Origin of the sequence: Amycolatopsis sp. NPDC059657, assembly GCF_042734395.1 — a bacterium.
Taxonomy (GTDB): domain Bacteria; phylum Actinomycetota; class Actinomycetes; order Mycobacteriales; family Pseudonocardiaceae; genus Amycolatopsis.
Genome location: NZ_JBHWEB010000036.1, coordinates 16,976 through 30,804, shown reverse-complemented (window position 1 = coordinate 30,804; position 13,829 = coordinate 16,976). Strand labels below are relative to the sequence as shown.

Annotated in this window: 15 protein-coding genes; 8 read left to right on the top strand and 7 right to left on the bottom strand. The window is 68.7% G+C overall.

The genetic code is table 11. From position 1 onward, the window contains the following. Positions 1-225: 225 nt before the first annotated feature. A complete protein-coding gene (locus tag ACFV15_RS20715; protein WP_378352116.1) occupies positions 226-624 on the bottom strand; it encodes a VOC family protein in 399 nt (132 codons plus the stop codon). Between the two features lie 77 nt (positions 625-701). Here ACFV15_RS20715 and ACFV15_RS20710 point away from each other — a divergent pair, with 77 nt between their 5' ends. Both ACFV15_RS20710 and ACFV15_RS20705 read left to right on the top strand, forming a co-directional pair. Beyond that, positions 702-1,724 carry an alpha/beta fold hydrolase gene (locus ACFV15_RS20710; RefSeq protein WP_378352115.1) on the top strand — a complete coding sequence of 341 codons (1,023 nt, stop codon included), beginning with the start codon at positions 702-704 and terminating at the stop codon, positions 1,722-1,724. Between the two features lie 41 nt (positions 1,725-1,765). After that, entirely contained in the window at positions 1,766-2,278 is a 513-nt protein-coding gene (locus ACFV15_RS20705) for an O-acetyl-ADP-ribose deacetylase (RefSeq protein WP_378352114.1), read from the top strand. On the opposite strand, the gene ACFV15_RS20700 is transcribed toward ACFV15_RS20705, so the two are convergent. Continuing rightward, positions 2,275-3,531 carry a trypsin-like peptidase domain-containing protein gene (locus tag ACFV15_RS20700; protein WP_378352113.1) on the bottom strand — a complete coding sequence of 419 codons (1,257 nt, stop codon included), beginning with the start codon at positions 3,529-3,531 and terminating at the stop codon, positions 2,275-2,277. The genes ACFV15_RS20705 and ACFV15_RS20700 overlap by 4 nt on opposite strands. A gap of 97 nt (positions 3,532-3,628) precedes the next feature. Further along, positions 3,629-4,531: a LysR family transcriptional regulator ArgP gene (locus tag ACFV15_RS20695; RefSeq protein WP_378352112.1), complete on the bottom strand. Its 903-nt coding sequence runs from the start codon at positions 4,529-4,531 to the stop codon at positions 3,629-3,631. 66 nt (positions 4,532-4,597) lie between these two features. Here ACFV15_RS20695 and ACFV15_RS20690 point away from each other — a divergent pair, with 66 nt between their 5' ends. Both ACFV15_RS20690 and ACFV15_RS20685 read left to right on the top strand, forming a co-directional pair. Further along, positions 4,598-5,212, top strand: a complete 615-nt coding sequence (locus tag ACFV15_RS20690; protein ID WP_378352111.1) for a LysE/ArgO family amino acid transporter — start codon at positions 4,598-4,600, stop codon at positions 5,210-5,212. A 24-nt stretch (positions 5,213-5,236) separates the two neighbouring features. Continuing rightward, positions 5,237-6,022: an alpha/beta hydrolase gene (locus ACFV15_RS20685; protein ID WP_378352110.1), complete on the top strand. Its 786-nt coding sequence runs from the start codon at positions 5,237-5,239 to the stop codon at positions 6,020-6,022. Here the strand turns inward: ACFV15_RS20685 and ACFV15_RS20680 are convergent. From ACFV15_RS20680 to ACFV15_RS20670, 3 genes are all read right to left on the bottom strand, one after another. Next, the gene (locus tag ACFV15_RS20680) at positions 5,978-6,793 is read right to left on the bottom strand and encodes a hypothetical protein (RefSeq protein ID WP_378352109.1); all 816 of its coding nucleotides are present in this window, start codon (positions 6,791-6,793) and stop codon (positions 5,978-5,980) included. The genes ACFV15_RS20685 and ACFV15_RS20680 overlap by 45 nt on opposite strands. Continuing rightward, the gene (locus ACFV15_RS20675) at positions 6,781-7,125 is read right to left on the bottom strand and encodes a hypothetical protein (protein WP_378352108.1); all 345 of its coding nucleotides are present in this window, start codon (positions 7,123-7,125) and stop codon (positions 6,781-6,783) included. Before ACFV15_RS20675 ends, ACFV15_RS20680 begins: the two co-directional genes overlap by 13 nt. A gap of 75 nt (positions 7,126-7,200) precedes the next feature. Then, on the bottom strand, positions 7,201-7,857 hold the full coding sequence (locus ACFV15_RS20670) for a peptidylprolyl isomerase (RefSeq protein ID WP_378352107.1): 657 nt from the start codon (positions 7,855-7,857) through the stop codon (positions 7,201-7,203). 132 nt (positions 7,858-7,989) lie between these two features. On the opposite strand from ACFV15_RS20670, the gene ACFV15_RS20665 reads away from it, so the two are divergent. After that, complete coding sequence (locus tag ACFV15_RS20665) at positions 7,990-9,699, top strand: MFS transporter (RefSeq protein WP_378352106.1); 1,710 nt, start codon at positions 7,990-7,992, stop codon at positions 9,697-9,699. Between the two features lie 60 nt (positions 9,700-9,759). On the opposite strand, the gene ACFV15_RS20660 is transcribed toward ACFV15_RS20665, so the two are convergent. Continuing rightward, positions 9,760-10,020: a DUF2631 domain-containing protein gene (locus ACFV15_RS20660; RefSeq protein WP_378352105.1), complete on the bottom strand. Its 261-nt coding sequence runs from the start codon at positions 10,018-10,020 to the stop codon at positions 9,760-9,762. Positions 10,021-10,114: 94 nt separating this feature from the next. Between ACFV15_RS20660 and dxr the strand changes: the two genes are divergently transcribed. From dxr to ispG, 3 genes are read left to right on the top strand one after another with little or no spacing between them, the layout of a single operon-like run. Next, positions 10,115-11,320 (top strand): 1-deoxy-D-xylulose-5-phosphate reductoisomerase, encoded by a 1,206-nt coding sequence (gene dxr / locus ACFV15_RS20655; protein WP_378352104.1) that lies wholly within the window; start codon positions 10,115-10,117, stop codon positions 11,318-11,320. A gap of 3 nt (positions 11,321-11,323) precedes the next feature. Further along, on the top strand, positions 11,324-12,571 hold the full coding sequence (locus ACFV15_RS20650) for a M50 family metallopeptidase (protein WP_378352103.1): 1,248 nt from the start codon (positions 11,324-11,326) through the stop codon (positions 12,569-12,571). Positions 12,572-12,575: 4 nt separating this feature from the next. Continuing rightward, the gene (gene ispG, locus ACFV15_RS20645) at positions 12,576-13,727 is read left to right on the top strand and encodes a flavodoxin-dependent (E)-4-hydroxy-3-methylbut-2-enyl-diphosphate synthase (protein WP_370943370.1); all 1,152 of its coding nucleotides are present in this window, start codon (positions 12,576-12,578) and stop codon (positions 13,725-13,727) included. The last annotated feature ends 102 nt before the right edge of the window (positions 13,728-13,829 follow it).

The window sequence follows — 13,829 nt, the reverse complement described above, 5'->3', positions numbered from 1 at the left end:
GGCGAACCGTGTCTACAACCAACAGGACGCGCGGGCCCGCCGCACGTTGGCTCGCGAGTCGATCTTGGCCGCGGCCTCGCCCTCCCAGAGCGGTTGCCCACACAAACGCCACTTATGCAACGTTGAGCGTTGCATAAGCCCCGTGCGGTGAGGGTGCCCCCGAGTGTTTGCAACGCACTCAATGGCCCCTCGCTTCGGCCAGGCTGGGCGGGAACATGCGGACTGCTAGGTCACGAAAATGCAGAATGGGTGGCCTGCCGGATCGGCGTAAACGCGGAGCGGCTCGACGGGGTCGTCGCTGCGATCGCGTAGCAGCCGGGCGCCGAGCGCCATGGCGCGCTCGTGCTGGGTGTCGAGGTCCGCCTTCGTGGGCACGGTCATGTCCAGATGCAGCTGCTGGGGAACGGTGTCGTCCGGCCATGTCGCTTCGGGCAGCGCGTCGACCTGCTGAAACGCCAGTTGCGGGCCGCCGTGCGGGTTGCGCAGCACGAGCCAGTCGAGCGCGGCGGGCGGCTCGTCGCCTGGCCGGTAGTGCAGCCCGAGCAGTCGCCGGTAGAACTCCGCGAGCTCGCGCGGGTCGGTGCAGTCCAGGACCGTCTGGCGCAGTTCGGGAAAAACCTCCATGGCGTCACCTTGACACGTGAAGATTCGCCATGCAAGAGTCGTAACCGTTCAGAACGGTTACGAATAAGGAGACGGAAATGCTCAGCAGGCGCATGTTCGGCAGGATCGTCGGCGCGGGTGCGGTCGCTTCGGTGGCAGGCCTCCCGTCCGTGGCGGCAGCGGCGGCGGCGCCGGTGACGAGCGACGCGAGGCCGTCACGGGGACTCGGGCCGATCCGGCAGATCAAGACGGACGTGCTCGACATGGGCTATCACGAGGTCGGCCCCGCGACCGGCGAGGTCGTGCTGCTCGGCCACGGCTGGCCGTACAGCCCGCAGGCCTACGCCGAGGTCGCGCCCGAGCTGGCGCGCCGCGGCTACCGCGTGCTGGTCCCGTATCTACGCGGGCACGGGACCACGCGGTTCCTCTCCGCCAGTACCTTCCGGTCCGGGCAGCAGGCGGCGCTGGGTTCGGACATGATCGCGTTCCTCGACGCGCTCGGCGTCAAGCAGGCGATCTTCGGCGGCTACGACTGGGGTGGCCGCGCGCTCAACGTCGCCGCCGCGCTCTGGCCGGAGCGCTGCCTCGGGCTCGTCTCGGTGAACAACTACCTCGTCCAGAACCTCGCGCTCGCGCAGATGCCGGACCCGGCCGCGACCGAAGCCGCGCACTGGTACTACTTCTACTTCCTCACCGAGCGCGGCCGCGCCGGGCTGACCGCCAACACCCGCGACCTCGCCCGCGTCGTCTGGACCAAGAACTCTCCACTGTGGAGGTTCACCGACGCCGATTTCAACGCCGCGGCCGCGCTTTTCGACAACCCGGACTACGTCGACATCGTCCTGCACGTCTACCGCCACCGCCTGCTCACCGAGCCGGGCGACCCCCGCTATGACGCGCTCGAGGCGCAGCTGGCCAAGCAGCCGAAGATCCTGATGCCCGCCGTCACCCTCGACGGGATCGCCGACGGCAGCGTCCCGGCGACCGACGGCACCGCGACCGCCAAGTTCTTCGCCGGGCCGCGCGTGCACCACCAGGTCCCCGGTGCCGGCCACAACCTGCCGCAGGAGCGCCCGCGGGCGTTCGTGAACGCGGTGCTTGAGGTCGCCTCGCTCCGCTAATGGCGTGGACAGACGGGCAGGCCCGGCTGAACAATGCGGGCATGGCACAGCTCGAATTCGTTCTCGGCGACATCACCGAGCAGGACGTCGACGTCGTGGTCAACGCCGCGAACTCGTCGCTGCTCGGTGGTGGCGGGGTCGACGGCGCCATCCACCGCAAGGGCGGCCCCGAGATCCTCGCCGCGTGCCGTGACCTGCGCGCCGGTCACTACGGCCGCGGGCTCAAGACCGGCCAAGCGGTCGCGACCACCGCGGGGAGGTTGCCCGCGAAATGGGTCGTGCACACGGTCGGCCCGGTGTGGTCGTCCACAGAGGACCGTTCGGGCCTGCTCGCCGACTGCCACCGCAACTCCCTGCGCGTGGCGAGCGAACTGGGCGCGCGGACCGTCGCGTTCCCCGCGATCTCGACCGGGATCTACCGCTGGCCGGTCGAGTCGGCCGCGGCGATCGCGCTGACCACCGTGGCCGACTTCCTCCAGGCGACGCCGGCCATCACGACCGTGCGTTTCGTGCTCTTCGATCAGCGGACCTATGACGTCTTCGCCACTCCTTAAAGGTGCTGTTGCTGGGGCGCCAGCGGCGTGCCGCAGTTTCCGCAGAAGCTCGCGCCGGGCACGCCCGGCACTCCGCAGGACTGGCAGGCCGGGCCGTAACCGTTCGGTGCCGTGTACGGCGTCGTGAACTGCTGCGGTGGTGCCGGACGCTTCCGGCGCAGCAGCAGGATCACGACGGCGATGGCCGCCAGGAGGAGCACCGCCGCGGCGATGATCCAGACGTAGACCGGGATCCCGCTCGACTCGGGTGCGGGCGGGCTGACCGGCGCGCTCTGGCCGACGGCCGGATTGGCGTTCTGGGCGGCCTTCTCCGGCAGCAGGGCCACACTGCGCCCGGTCAACCAGGCCTTCAGATCCGAGGTGTCGGTGACGAAGTTGAAGTTCTGCTGCTCGCCGTTGAGCTTGTAGGAGTTGACGCCGAGCGCGTTGCCCTGCGCGTCGACCGTCGGGCCGCCGGACATGCCCTCGCTGATGTCGGCGTTGATCTCCGTGACCGCGACGCCGGTGTCGGTGATCTGCTGGCTGCTGACGGTCCCGGTCTTGAAACTGGCCCTGACGTTGCCCGGCGCGACGGAATCGCCGACCGAGGCGGGGAAGCCGATCGAGGTCACGGCCGATCCGGTCTTCGGATCGGCCGCCGCGACGGGCATCGCGGGTGTCGCGCCCGGCGTCTCGACCTTGAGCAGGGCCGTGTCGCCGTCACGGAACGGCTTGATGTCCTGTACCTGCGCGACGAGCGGGTCGGTGATGACCGCGCCGGTGACGCCCTTGGGCTGGCCGACATAGACCGTGCGGATCGCGGGCGAGCCCTGGGTGGCGCCCTCGACCTTCCAGTTGGCGTTGGCGTCGCTCCACAGCCCACTGGCCGTGGCGCTGGAGATCTGCCCCTCCTTGACCTGCTGGTTGAGGAACGCGCGCAGGATGTTCTCGCGGCCGAGATCCGGCTGGACACAGTGCCCGGCGGTCACCAGATGCCCGGTCGTGCTCACGAAGAAGCCACTGCAGCTCGCGACCGCGACCACGGTCTTCTGCGTCCAGACGTAGCCGTTGTCGGTGTGGTAGTTGACGAAGCCTTCCCACTTGATCGCGAGCTGGACGGTGCTCGCCTCGGCGGTGGCGTTGACCTGTTCCTGGCCCGGATTCGGTTGTGCGGCGGCATAAGCCGGGGTGACCAGCAGCGCGGTCAGTGCGAAAAGCGCTGACAGCACGAGCTTCCGGAAGTCTGTTGTGGACAGCAGAGACGGTCTCGCCATCGTCATTTCCTCTCTGCGCGGGCCTCCTGTGATCTGGGAAGTCGCTTGACTCGGCTGTAGTCGTTACGGAGCCGAGGATGACGATTGGGCGAGATTTTCAGTCGAGTGCTTCGCGTGCCTGGACCGCCACCGCCTCGGCGACGGCGGCCAGCGCGGGGGAGTCGAGCTTCCACTGCTGCCAGAACAGCGGGATGGTGATCGGCCGCTCCGGCGCGAGTTCGACGAGCGCGCCTTCGAGCAGCAACGGATCCGCTTGCGCACGCGGCACCATGCCCCAGCCCATGCCCATGGCGATCGCCTCGACGAACGGTTCGGACGCGGGCACGTAATGCCTGCGCTCGCTCGCCGCTCCGCGCGTGAGCGCGCGCGTGAAGCGGTCCTGCAGATCGTCGCGGCGGTCGAAGATGACCACCGGCGCCTCGGCGAGCAGCCGCCGCAGCGGGGTCGACGGCCAGCCTGGCAGGTAGCGGGCGGCGAAGCCAGGGCTGGCCACCGGGAGGTACTTGACATGACCGAGCCTGCGCACCGAGCAGCCGGTGACCGGGTCCGGCGACGAGGTGACCGCCGCCAGCACCGCGCCCTCCTTGAGCAGCGTCGTGGTGTGATCCTGGTCCTCGCGGTGCAGCTCGAAGGAGATCCGCAACTCGTCGGGGACACGGGCGAGCGCGGCGAGGAACCACGTCGAGAGCGAGTCGGCGTTGACCGCGATCGGCAGGCGGACCGGCTCGCCGCTGCCGGTCAGTCCGAGTTCGGCGCCCGCGTCGCGCTCCAGCCTGGCGAGCTGACGGGCGAACCGGACGACGACCTGCCCGGATTCGGTCAGCCGCACCGGTTTCGTGCGCATGAGCAGCACCCGGCCGGTGCGTTGCTCGAGGGCTTTCACCCGCTGGCTGATCGCGGACGGGGTGACGTGCAACGCGGCCGCGGCGGCGTCGAAGGTGCCCTCGTCCACGACGGCGAGCAGGGTGCGTACCTGGTCCAGCGGTAGGTCTGACATCACGAGCGCTAATGATACGTAAGAATGTTTAGCTGTACTGTTGACAGGCTGGTTCTTGGTGTCACTCGTATGGGAGAACTTCTGCTCGCGCTGGCCGCCGGGTTCGGCACCGGGCTTTCGCTGATCGTCGCCATCGGCGCACAGAACGCTTTCGTGCTGCGGCAAGGGCTCCGGCGCGACGCCGTCCCCGCGATCGTCGCGATCTGCGCGGTGTCCGACGCCGTGCTGATCGCGCTCGGCATCGCCGGGGTCGGCGCCGTCGTCGGGACCTCGCCGGTCGCGCTGATGATCGTCGGCCTGGTCGGCGGCGGTTTCCTGCTCTGCTATGGCTTTCTGGCCGCACGCCGCGCAGTGCGGCCGTCCGCGCTGCGGACGGACGGATCGGCGACGGGGTCGTTGCGCCGCGCGGTGCTCAGCTGCCTCGCGATGACCTGGCTCAACCCGCACGTGTACCTCGACACGGTGCTCCTGCTGGGCGCCGTCGCCGCCGGGCGCGGCGACCTGCGCTGGGTCTTCGGGCTCGGCGCCATGCTGGCCAGCCTGTGCTGGTTCGTCGCGCTCGGCTTCGGCGCCCGGCTGCTGAGCGGATTCTTCAGCCGCGCGTCGTCGTGGCGGGTGCTCGACGGCCTCGTCGCCGCGACCATGGTCACGCTCGGCGTGCTGCTCGTGGCCGGTGTCGGCTGAGCGGCAGGATGGGACCATGGTCGTATGACGTGGGGCAGGGTGATCAAGGTGCTGTCCGTCGTGGTCGTGCTGGTCGTCGTGCTGCTCGCCGCCGTCTGGGTTTTCCAGCGGGGGCTCATCTATCTGCCCGACGACGCGGCCGTCCCGCCAGCGGCCCAGGTGCTGCCGGGCGGGCAGGACGTCACGTTGCGCACGTACGACGGTCTCGAACTCGGCGCCTGGCTGGTGCCGGGTGGCGGGCACGCGGTCCTGATCGCCGGTGGCAACGGCGGCAACCGCCTGTACCGGGCGCCGCTCGCGGCCAGGCTCGCCGCGCGGGGAATGACCGTGCTGCTCGTGGATTACCGGGGGTATGGCGGAAATCCGGGCAGTCCGTCGGAAAGCGACTTCCAGCGCGACATCAGGGTCGCCTATCAATTTCTCCGCGACCGTAAGCCGGACCGGATCACCTTCTACGGTGAGAGTCTCGGCTCCGCGGTGGTCACCGAACTCGCCACCGAACATCCGCCCGACGCGCTCGTCCTGCGCTCGCCGTTCGTCGACCTCGCCGCGGTGGGGCAGCTGCACTACCCGTTCCTCCCGGCGCGTCTGCTATTGCGGGATCGGTTCCCTGTCAAGGAAAACCTCGCGCGGGTGCGGGTGCCGACCACGATCGTCTACGGCAGTGCGGACACCGTGGTCCCGGCAGGGCAGAGCCGGGACGTGGCGACCGCCAACGGTGCGAAGCTGCTCGAAATCGCGGGCGCCGATCACAATGATCGGGTGCTACTCGACGGGGACGAGCTGATCGACGCGATCGTGCACACGTGAGGGCGCGAATCGCTTGAACCCGGCGCGCACCGTGGGCGAACCGGCCGCCGTGTGCAGTGCGCCGACGCGCACTGCGCGAATGGTCGCGACCGGGCAGTCATCGGGCCGGAGCAGGAAGGCGCAGCCGTGGCAGAGGGCTTCGAGCATGTGCTCGTCGATGCCGACCGGGCCACAGCGGACCAGGATCTGGATGGCGTGCGCGGTGTCCTCGCCGGTGCCCCAGGAACCGTCCGCGCGCTGGGTTTCCAGCAGGTGCTTCACGGTGCGGCGCAGATTGCCTGTCACCCGGAGGATCGGGTGGCAGCGGCGTGAGATCCGCGCCAGCGCGATGGCACAGGCGGCCGTCACCTCTCGGGAGTTTTCCCAGACACCGTCCGGATCCTGGCGTTCGAGCAGCGACTCGGCGAGCTGGACGACGGCCGCGCGCCGGCGTTCCGTCTCGCCGGAAGTGTGCAATGCCAACGCTTCCAGCACTCGGGCGTCCATGATGACCGCCGTGCTCGTCCGCGCCGGTAGGAGCGGGCTCGCCGACGGCCAGGTGCCGAACCGAGCCAGTACGCTCAACGCGAGCGCGATCTGGCCGGGTTCCCCGGAATCCAGTGAGGGCCGCAGTTTCGCGAGCAGCCTGCCCGGCCTGCGCAACGGGACACCCGCGCCGGTCAGTGTCGCGAGCACCTGCGTCCGTTCGAACGCCACCGGCGCGTCGACGGCCGCGAGCAGGTCGCGCACCGCGACGGGCGCCCGGCCGGTCCAGCGGGTCAGCCCGTCCATGCCAGGCCCTCCACAATGGACTGATGGGCGGCCATGCCCATGCTGGTGCGGCAGGCGTGGATGATCTGCCTGCTGGCCGCCGTGTCCGGGGTGCGGCGGCAGCGCGGGCAGGTCAGCGCGATCGACCGCGTGAACTCGTCCACCGCCACCCCGACCGCGCAGCCGCAGGCGTGACACCAGCGGTGCCCGGTCACCGCGATGACATGCGACGGGGACGCGATGCACTGGTGCGCCCAGCGCCGGTGCAACCGGCACGTGACGCGCTCGTGGGGTGAGAGTTCCTGGAGCTCTTCCGCGTCGTCTTCTACGGTGAGCAGTTCGTCGAGCCGCACCGTGACCACCTCCACTCCAAGACACGTCCGACACTGTGTCCTGGCTCACGCAGTGGCCCGGTTCGCTCGAACGGGCTAACCGAACGTCACGCGCTCGATCTTCACCGGCTTCGCGGGCAGGCCGTCCTGCGGCCCGGTCACCGGGATGATGCCGGCGGCGACGATGCGGTCCAGCACGTCCATGCCGCGCACGACCTTGCCCATCACCGAGTAGTTCGCCGGGATGTTGGCGAAGGAGTGCACGATGAAGAACTCGCTGCCGTTGGTGCCGGGGCCCTGGTTGCCCATCGCGATCGTGCCGCGCGGGTAGGTCTCCTGGCCGCTGACCTCGTCGGCGAACTTGTAGCCGGGGCCGCCCTCTTCCTGGCGGTAGAGGTCACCGCACTGCAGCACGCCGAGCCTGCTGGAGTTGGTCAGCCGGAAGCATTCGGTGTGGTTGTAGAAGCGCTGCAGCACCAGGCTGAGCATGTTGTGCACCGCGCACGGCGCCGCTCCCGCGCGGTTGAGCTCGATGGTCACCGGGCCGTAGTTCGTCCGGAAGGTGATGTCGGCCGTGCCACTGGTCAGCGCGAACGGCAGTGGCCGCAGCACGGGACGGGCGGCCGGGTTCTCCGGCGTCGGCGTGAACTCGCAGCGCACGACCAGTGGTTTCGACGGCGCCGCCGTGGCGGGCGTGGCGGCCAGCGCGGTGGCGGACAGTGCGAGGACGGTGGCGAGTACCCAGCGCTTCATGGGACGCGACGATAGCGGATCAAGTCAAGCTAAAGAGTCCACAAAGGACTCCACAACGCTGTGACTGGTCTCTCGCCTGGAAAATCCCGGCTTGATTGCCAGATGCAAGCATATTGCTTAGCATTGCTAACCATGACGGATCTCGGTCCCCGGTACAAGTGGATAGCCCTGTCGAACACCACGCTGGGCATGCTGATCGCGACGATCAACTCCTCGATCGTGCTCATCGCGCTGCCGGACATCTTCAAGGGCATCGGCATCAACCCGCTGGAGCCGTCGAACACCGGCTACCTGCTGTGGATGATCATGGGCTTCCTGGTGGTGACCGCCGTGCTGGTCGTCAGCTTCGGCAGGCTCGGCGACATGTACGGCCGCGCGCGGATGTACAACATGGGCTTCGCGGTGTTCACCGTTTCGTCGGTGCTGCTGGCGATCACCTGGTTCGACGGTGACGCGGCCGCGCTGTGGCTGATCGGCTGGCGCATCGTGCAGGGCGTCGGCGGCGCGTTCCTGATGGCCAACTCCTCGGCGATCCTCACCGACGCGTTCCCGGCCAACCAGCGCGGGCTCGCGCTGGGCATCAACGGTGTCGCGGCCATCGCCGGCTCGTTCCTCGGCCTGGTCGTCGGCGGGGTGCTCGCGCCGATCAACTGGAACCTGATCTTCCTCGTGTCGGTCCCGTTCGGCGTCGTCGGCACGATCTGGGCGTACCTGAAACTGCACGACACCGGTATCCGCAAGCACGCCAGGATGGACTGGTGGGGCAACATCACCTTCGCCGTCGGCCTGCTCTCGGTGCTGGTCGGCATCACCTACGGCATCCAGCCCTACGGCACCGCGCCGACCGGCTGGGGCAGCCCGTTCGTCCTGTCCTGCCTGATCGGCGGCTTCGCGGTGCTGGTCGCGTTCGTGGTGATCGAGATGCGCGTCGACAACCCGCTGTTCAACCTCTCGCTCTTCCGGATCAAGGCGTTCACCTGGGGCAACGTGGCGAACCTCTGCGCTTCGCTCGGCCGTGGCGGACTGCAGTTCATCCTGATCATCTGGCTGCAGGGCATCTGGCTCCCGCAGCACGGCTACACCTTCGAGCAGACGCCGCTGTGGGCAGGCATCTACATGCTCCCGATGACAATCGGCTTCCTGATTTCCGCGCCTGCCAGCGGCATGCTGTCCGACCGCGTCGGCGGCCGCCTGCTCTCGTCGGGCGGGCTGGCGATCACGGCGGTGACGTTCGCGCTCCTGATCGTCCTGCCGGTCGACTTCGACTACTGGGCCTTCGCGGCGATCCTGCTGCTCAACGGCGTCGGCATGGGCATGTTCTCCTCCCCGAACCGCGCCGAGGTGATGAACTCGCTGCCCGCCGACGCCCGCGGCTCCGGCGCCGGGATGATGACGACCTTCCAGAACTCGGCCATGGTGCTGTCGATCGGTTTCTTCTTCAGCCTGATCATCGCGGGCCTGTCCCGCGACCTGCCCGCGACGATGAGCCAGGGCCTCATGGCGCACGGCGTGCCGGCCGGCTCGGCCGAGCAGCTGGCGCACCTGCCGGCGGTGGCCGTGCTGTTCGCGGCTTTCCTCGGCTATAACCCGATTCAGCAGTTGCTGGGACCGCAGCTGACGCAGCTTCCGCCGGACCAGGCGAGTTTCCTCACCGGGCGCGGGTTCTTCCCGAACCTGATCTCAGGGCCGTTCTCGGCGGGTTTGACGGTCGCTTTCGTGTTCGCGATCGGGGTGTGCGTACTGGGTGCGATCGCTTCGCTGCTCACCGGAAAACCCGAAGCCCCCGTGGAGTCTCCCGAGACGGTGGGCGAGGAACTGGCCGGGGTCGCCGGCGAGCTTTAGGCACGGACAGCACCGGGGGCGCCGCGAACATCGCGGCGCCCCCGGTGTCGTGTCTGGGTGTTACTTACGCCACGCGGTGCGCTGCTTGCGGATGTCCAGCACCAGCATGAACGCGAGGAACAGGCTCAGGCCGACCAGCCACAGGTCCTCGGTCGCGCCCTGGTGGTTGCCGTGCAGCATGATCAGCAGGATCACCGCGCTGGCCCAGCCGGCGATGCGGGTGGCCAGCGGGAACGACCCGTGCCAGCCCCATTCGGCCGACGGCTCGTCACGCGGGTCCACCTGGTTCGAAGCCCGCTTCTCGACCGCCTTGCTCGCCACGATCTCTCCTTGCCCGCGCTGTGCTTGCTGACGCGGCGAATCTTTCCACACCTCGCGACGCGCCGTCGAAGGCCCCGCGAGACAATCGGTCACGATGACTACTTCGCGCAGTGTGCTCGTGCTCGGTTCGACCGGTTCGATCGGTACCCAGGCGCTCGACGTGGCCGCCCGCAACCCTGGCCTGTTCCGGATCGCGGGCATCGCCGCCGGCGGCTCCGACCCGGCCGCGCTGGCCGCGCAGGCGCTCGCGCACCAGGTCGAGGCCGTCGCGGTGATCAAGGCGACCGCGGCGGAGGACCTGCAGCTCGCGCTGTACGCCGAGGCCCAGCGCCGTGGGTACGCGCAGGGCGACTTCCGCATCCCGCGCATCCTCGCCGGTCCCAGTGCCGTGCTGGAGCTCATCGACTCCGTCCCGGTGGACGTCGTGCTCAACGGCATGCCCGGCTCCCAGGGCCTGGAGCCGACGTTGCGCGCGCTCGCCACCGGCTCGATGCTGGCGCTCGCGAACAAGGAATCCCTGGTCGCGGGTGGCCCGCTGGTGCTGTCGCGTGCCAAGCCCGGCCAGCTCGTGCCGGTCGACTCCGAGCACTCGGCGATGGCGCAGGCGTTGCGCGGCGGCCGGGCCGAAGAGGTCGACCGGCTGGTGCTGACCGCTTCCGGCGGCCCGTTCCACGGCCGCACCCGCGCCGAGCTCGCCGACGTGACGCTGGAGAGCGCGCTCAAGCATCCGACCTGGTCCATGGGGCCGGTCGTGACGATCAACTCCGCCACGCTGATGAACAAGGGCCTGGAGCTGATCGAGGCGACGCTGCTGTTCGGCATCGAGGCGGAGCGCATCGACGTGGTCGTGCACCCGCAGTCGGTCATTCACTCGATGGTGACCTTCGTCGACGGCTCGACGCTGGCGCAGGCCAGCCCGCCGGACATGCGCCTGCCGATCGCGCTGGCGATGAACTGGCCGGACCGGGTGCCGGCCGCCGCACCCGCCTGCACCTGGGACAGGGCGACCGCGTGGACGTTCGAGCCGCTGGACAACGTGGCGTTCCCCGCCGTCGACCTGGCCAGGCACGTGGTCAGCGCCGGTGGCTGCCTGCCTGCGGTCTACAACGCGGCGAACGAGGTGATGGTCGACGCCTTCCTCGCGCAGAACACCAGCTTCACGTCGATAGTGGACACTGTTTCCCAGGTGGTGGCAGCCGCCGATGAATGGCGTCGCGAACCGCGCGACGTGGACGATGTACTCGCGGCGGAGCAGTGGGCACGCGCCCGCGCTGCCGAAGCGATGTCTGGGAGGAAGTAGCGCGTGGTCATCGTCTTGGGTGCGATCCTTTTCGCGCTGGGTATCTGCGTCTCGGTCGCACTGCACGAAGCGGGCCACATGCTGACGGCCAAGGCCTTCGGCATGAAGGTGCGCCGCTACTTCATCGGCTTCGGGCCGACGGTGTTCTCGTTCCGCCGCGGTGAGACCGAGTACGGCCTCAAGTGGATCCCGCTCGGCGGGTTCTGCGACATCGCGGGCATGACCGCGCTCGACGAGGTCACCCCCGAAGAGTCCAAGCGCGCGATGTGGCGGTTCCCGACCTGGAAGCGCACCGTGGTGCTCTCGGCGGGGTCGGCCGCGCACTTCATCCTCGGCTTCCTCGTGCTCTACATCATGGGCGTGACCATGGGCCTGCCGGACATCGAGGCGGCCGAGAAGGCGCCGGACGCGACCATCTCCAGCATCTCCAAGTGCGTCCGCTCGGCGACCACCAAGGCCGAGGTCGAGGCGCAGGCGAAGGAAGTGGTCTGCCAGCCGGGCGACGTGGCTCCCGCCGCCGCGGGCGGCATGCTGCCCGGCGACCGGATCGACTCCATCAACGGCAAGCCGACCAAGACCTGGGAAGAGGCGGTCAAGGCCATCCAGGTGGCCTCGGGTCCCACCGCGTTCGTGGTCCAGCGGAACGGCCAGCCGGTCAACCTGACGATCACCGTGCCCAAGATCTCCCGGCTGCAGGCCGACGGCTCCGTCAAGGAGTTCGGCATGATCGGCGCCTCGCGGTCGAACGCGGCACCGCCGCCGCTGAAGTACGGCCCGCTCGACGGCATCGGCGGCGCGATCCACCACACCGGTGTGATGTTCGACCAGACCTTCCAGCGGCTGATCGAGTTCCCCTCGCGCATCCCGGCCGTGTGGAACGCCATCTTCGGCGGCGAGCGCGACCCGAACACCCCGGTCAGCGTGGTCGGCGCGAGCATCATCGGCGGCGAGGCCGTCGACCGAGGACTGTGGGAGATCTTCGTCTACCTGCTGGCGACGCTGAACTTCTTCATCGGCGTGTTCAACCTGCTGCCGCTGCTGCCGCTCGACGGCGGGCACATCGCGGTGACCTGGTACGAGCGCGTGCGTGATCTGCTCCGCAAAGCCCGGGGGAAGGTGGCGGGCGGACCGGTCGACTACACGAAGCTTTCCTCGATCACGATGGTGCTCGTCTTCTTGGGAGCAGCAGTCACGCTACTCACCGTAACGGCTGACATCGTGAACCCCATCCACCTTCCGAAGGTACCCTGACAGGGTGACTGTCGCTTTGGGAATGCCGGCCCTGCCTCCGCCCGTTCTGTCCGATCGACGCAAGACCCGCCAGCTGCAGGTCGGGTCCGTCGGAGTGGGCAGCGAGCACCCGATTTCGGTGCAGTCGATGACCACCACGCTGACCTCGGACGTGAACGCGACGTTGCAGCAGATCGCGGAGCTGACGGCTGCTGGATGTGACATAGTGCGCGTCGCGTGTCCGTCGGCGGACGACGCGGAGGCACTGTCGGCGATCGCGAAGAAGTCGCAGATCCCGGTGATCGCGGACATTCATTTCCAGCCGAAGTACGTGTTCGCCGCGATCGAGGCGGGGTGCGCGGCGGTGCGGGTGAACCCTGGCAACATCCGCAAGTTCGACGATCAGGTCAAGGAGATCGCGCGGGCCGCGAAGGATCACGGCACCCCGATCCGGATCGGCGTGAACGCGGGGTCGCTGGACAAGCGTTTGCTGGAGAAGTACGGCAAGGCGACGCCGGAGGCGTTGGCGGAGTCGGCCATGTGGGAGGCGTCGCTGTTCGCCGAGCACGATTTCCATGACATCAAGATTTCGGTGAAGCACAACGACCCGGTCGTGATGGTGCGTGCCTACGAGCTGCTGGCCGAGCAGTGCGATTACCCGCTGCACCTGGGTGTGACCGAGGCGGGCCCGGCGTTCCAGGGGACGATCAAGTCGGCGGTGGCGTTCGGTGCGTTGCTGCGCCAGGGCATCGGGGACACGATCCGGGTGTCGCTGTCGGCGCCGCCGGTGGAAGAGGTCAAGGTCGGGATCCAGATCCTGCAGTCGCTGAACCTCAAGCAGCGCAAGCTGGAGATCGTGTCGTGCCCGTCGTGCGGGCGCGCGCAGGTGGATGTGTACACGCTGGCCGAGCAGGTCACCGCGGGGCTCGAGGGCATGGAGATCCCGCTGCGGGTCGCGGTCATGGGCTGTGTGGTGAACGGTCCTGGTGAGGCTCGTGAGGCGGACCTGGGTGTCGCCTCGGGCAACGGCAAGGGGCAGATCTTCGTCAAGGGCGAGGTCATCAAGACCGTGCCCGAGCACGCGATCGTCGAGACCCTGATCGAAGAGGCCATGCGCATCGCCGAAGAAGCGGGCGAGTCCATCGGCGAAGGCGAACCGACCGTCACCGTCGGCTGAAGCCGGGCTCGTGAGTGGTACGGCCGGTTCTAACCGGCCGTACCCCTCACGAACCACGGAATGCGTGGTGAGGGTGTTAATTTAGGTCGGCCCGGTTTAGCT

Excerpts from the sequence above, each read along its gene's own strand:
- ACFV15_RS20715 (WP_378352116.1), bottom strand. The coding sequence starts at position 624 with ATGGAGGTTTTTCCCGAACTGCGCCAGACGGTCCTGGACTGCACCGAC.
- ACFV15_RS20710 (WP_378352115.1), top strand. The coding sequence starts at position 702 with ATGCTCAGCAGGCGCATGTTCGGCAGGATCGTCGGCGCGGGTGCGGTC.
- ACFV15_RS20705 (WP_378352114.1), top strand. The coding sequence starts at position 1,766 with ATGGCACAGCTCGAATTCGTTCTCGGCGACATCACCGAGCAGGACGTC.
- ACFV15_RS20700 (WP_378352113.1), bottom strand. The coding sequence starts at position 3,531 with ATGGCGAGACCGTCTCTGCTGTCCACAACAGACTTCCGGAAGCTCGTG.
- ACFV15_RS20690 (WP_378352111.1), top strand. The coding sequence starts at position 4,598 with ATGGGAGAACTTCTGCTCGCGCTGGCCGCCGGGTTCGGCACCGGGCTT.
- ACFV15_RS20685 (WP_378352110.1), top strand. The coding sequence starts at position 5,237 with ATGACGTGGGGCAGGGTGATCAAGGTGCTGTCCGTCGTGGTCGTGCTG.
- ACFV15_RS20680 (WP_378352109.1), bottom strand. The coding sequence starts at position 6,793 with ATGGACGGGCTGACCCGCTGGACCGGCCGGGCGCCCGTCGCGGTGCGC.
- ACFV15_RS20670 (WP_378352107.1), bottom strand. The coding sequence starts at position 7,857 with ATGAAGCGCTGGGTACTCGCCACCGTCCTCGCACTGTCCGCCACCGCG.
- ACFV15_RS20665 (WP_378352106.1), top strand. The coding sequence starts at position 7,990 with ATGACGGATCTCGGTCCCCGGTACAAGTGGATAGCCCTGTCGAACACC.
- dxr (WP_378352104.1), top strand. The coding sequence starts at position 10,115 with ATGACTACTTCGCGCAGTGTGCTCGTGCTCGGTTCGACCGGTTCGATC.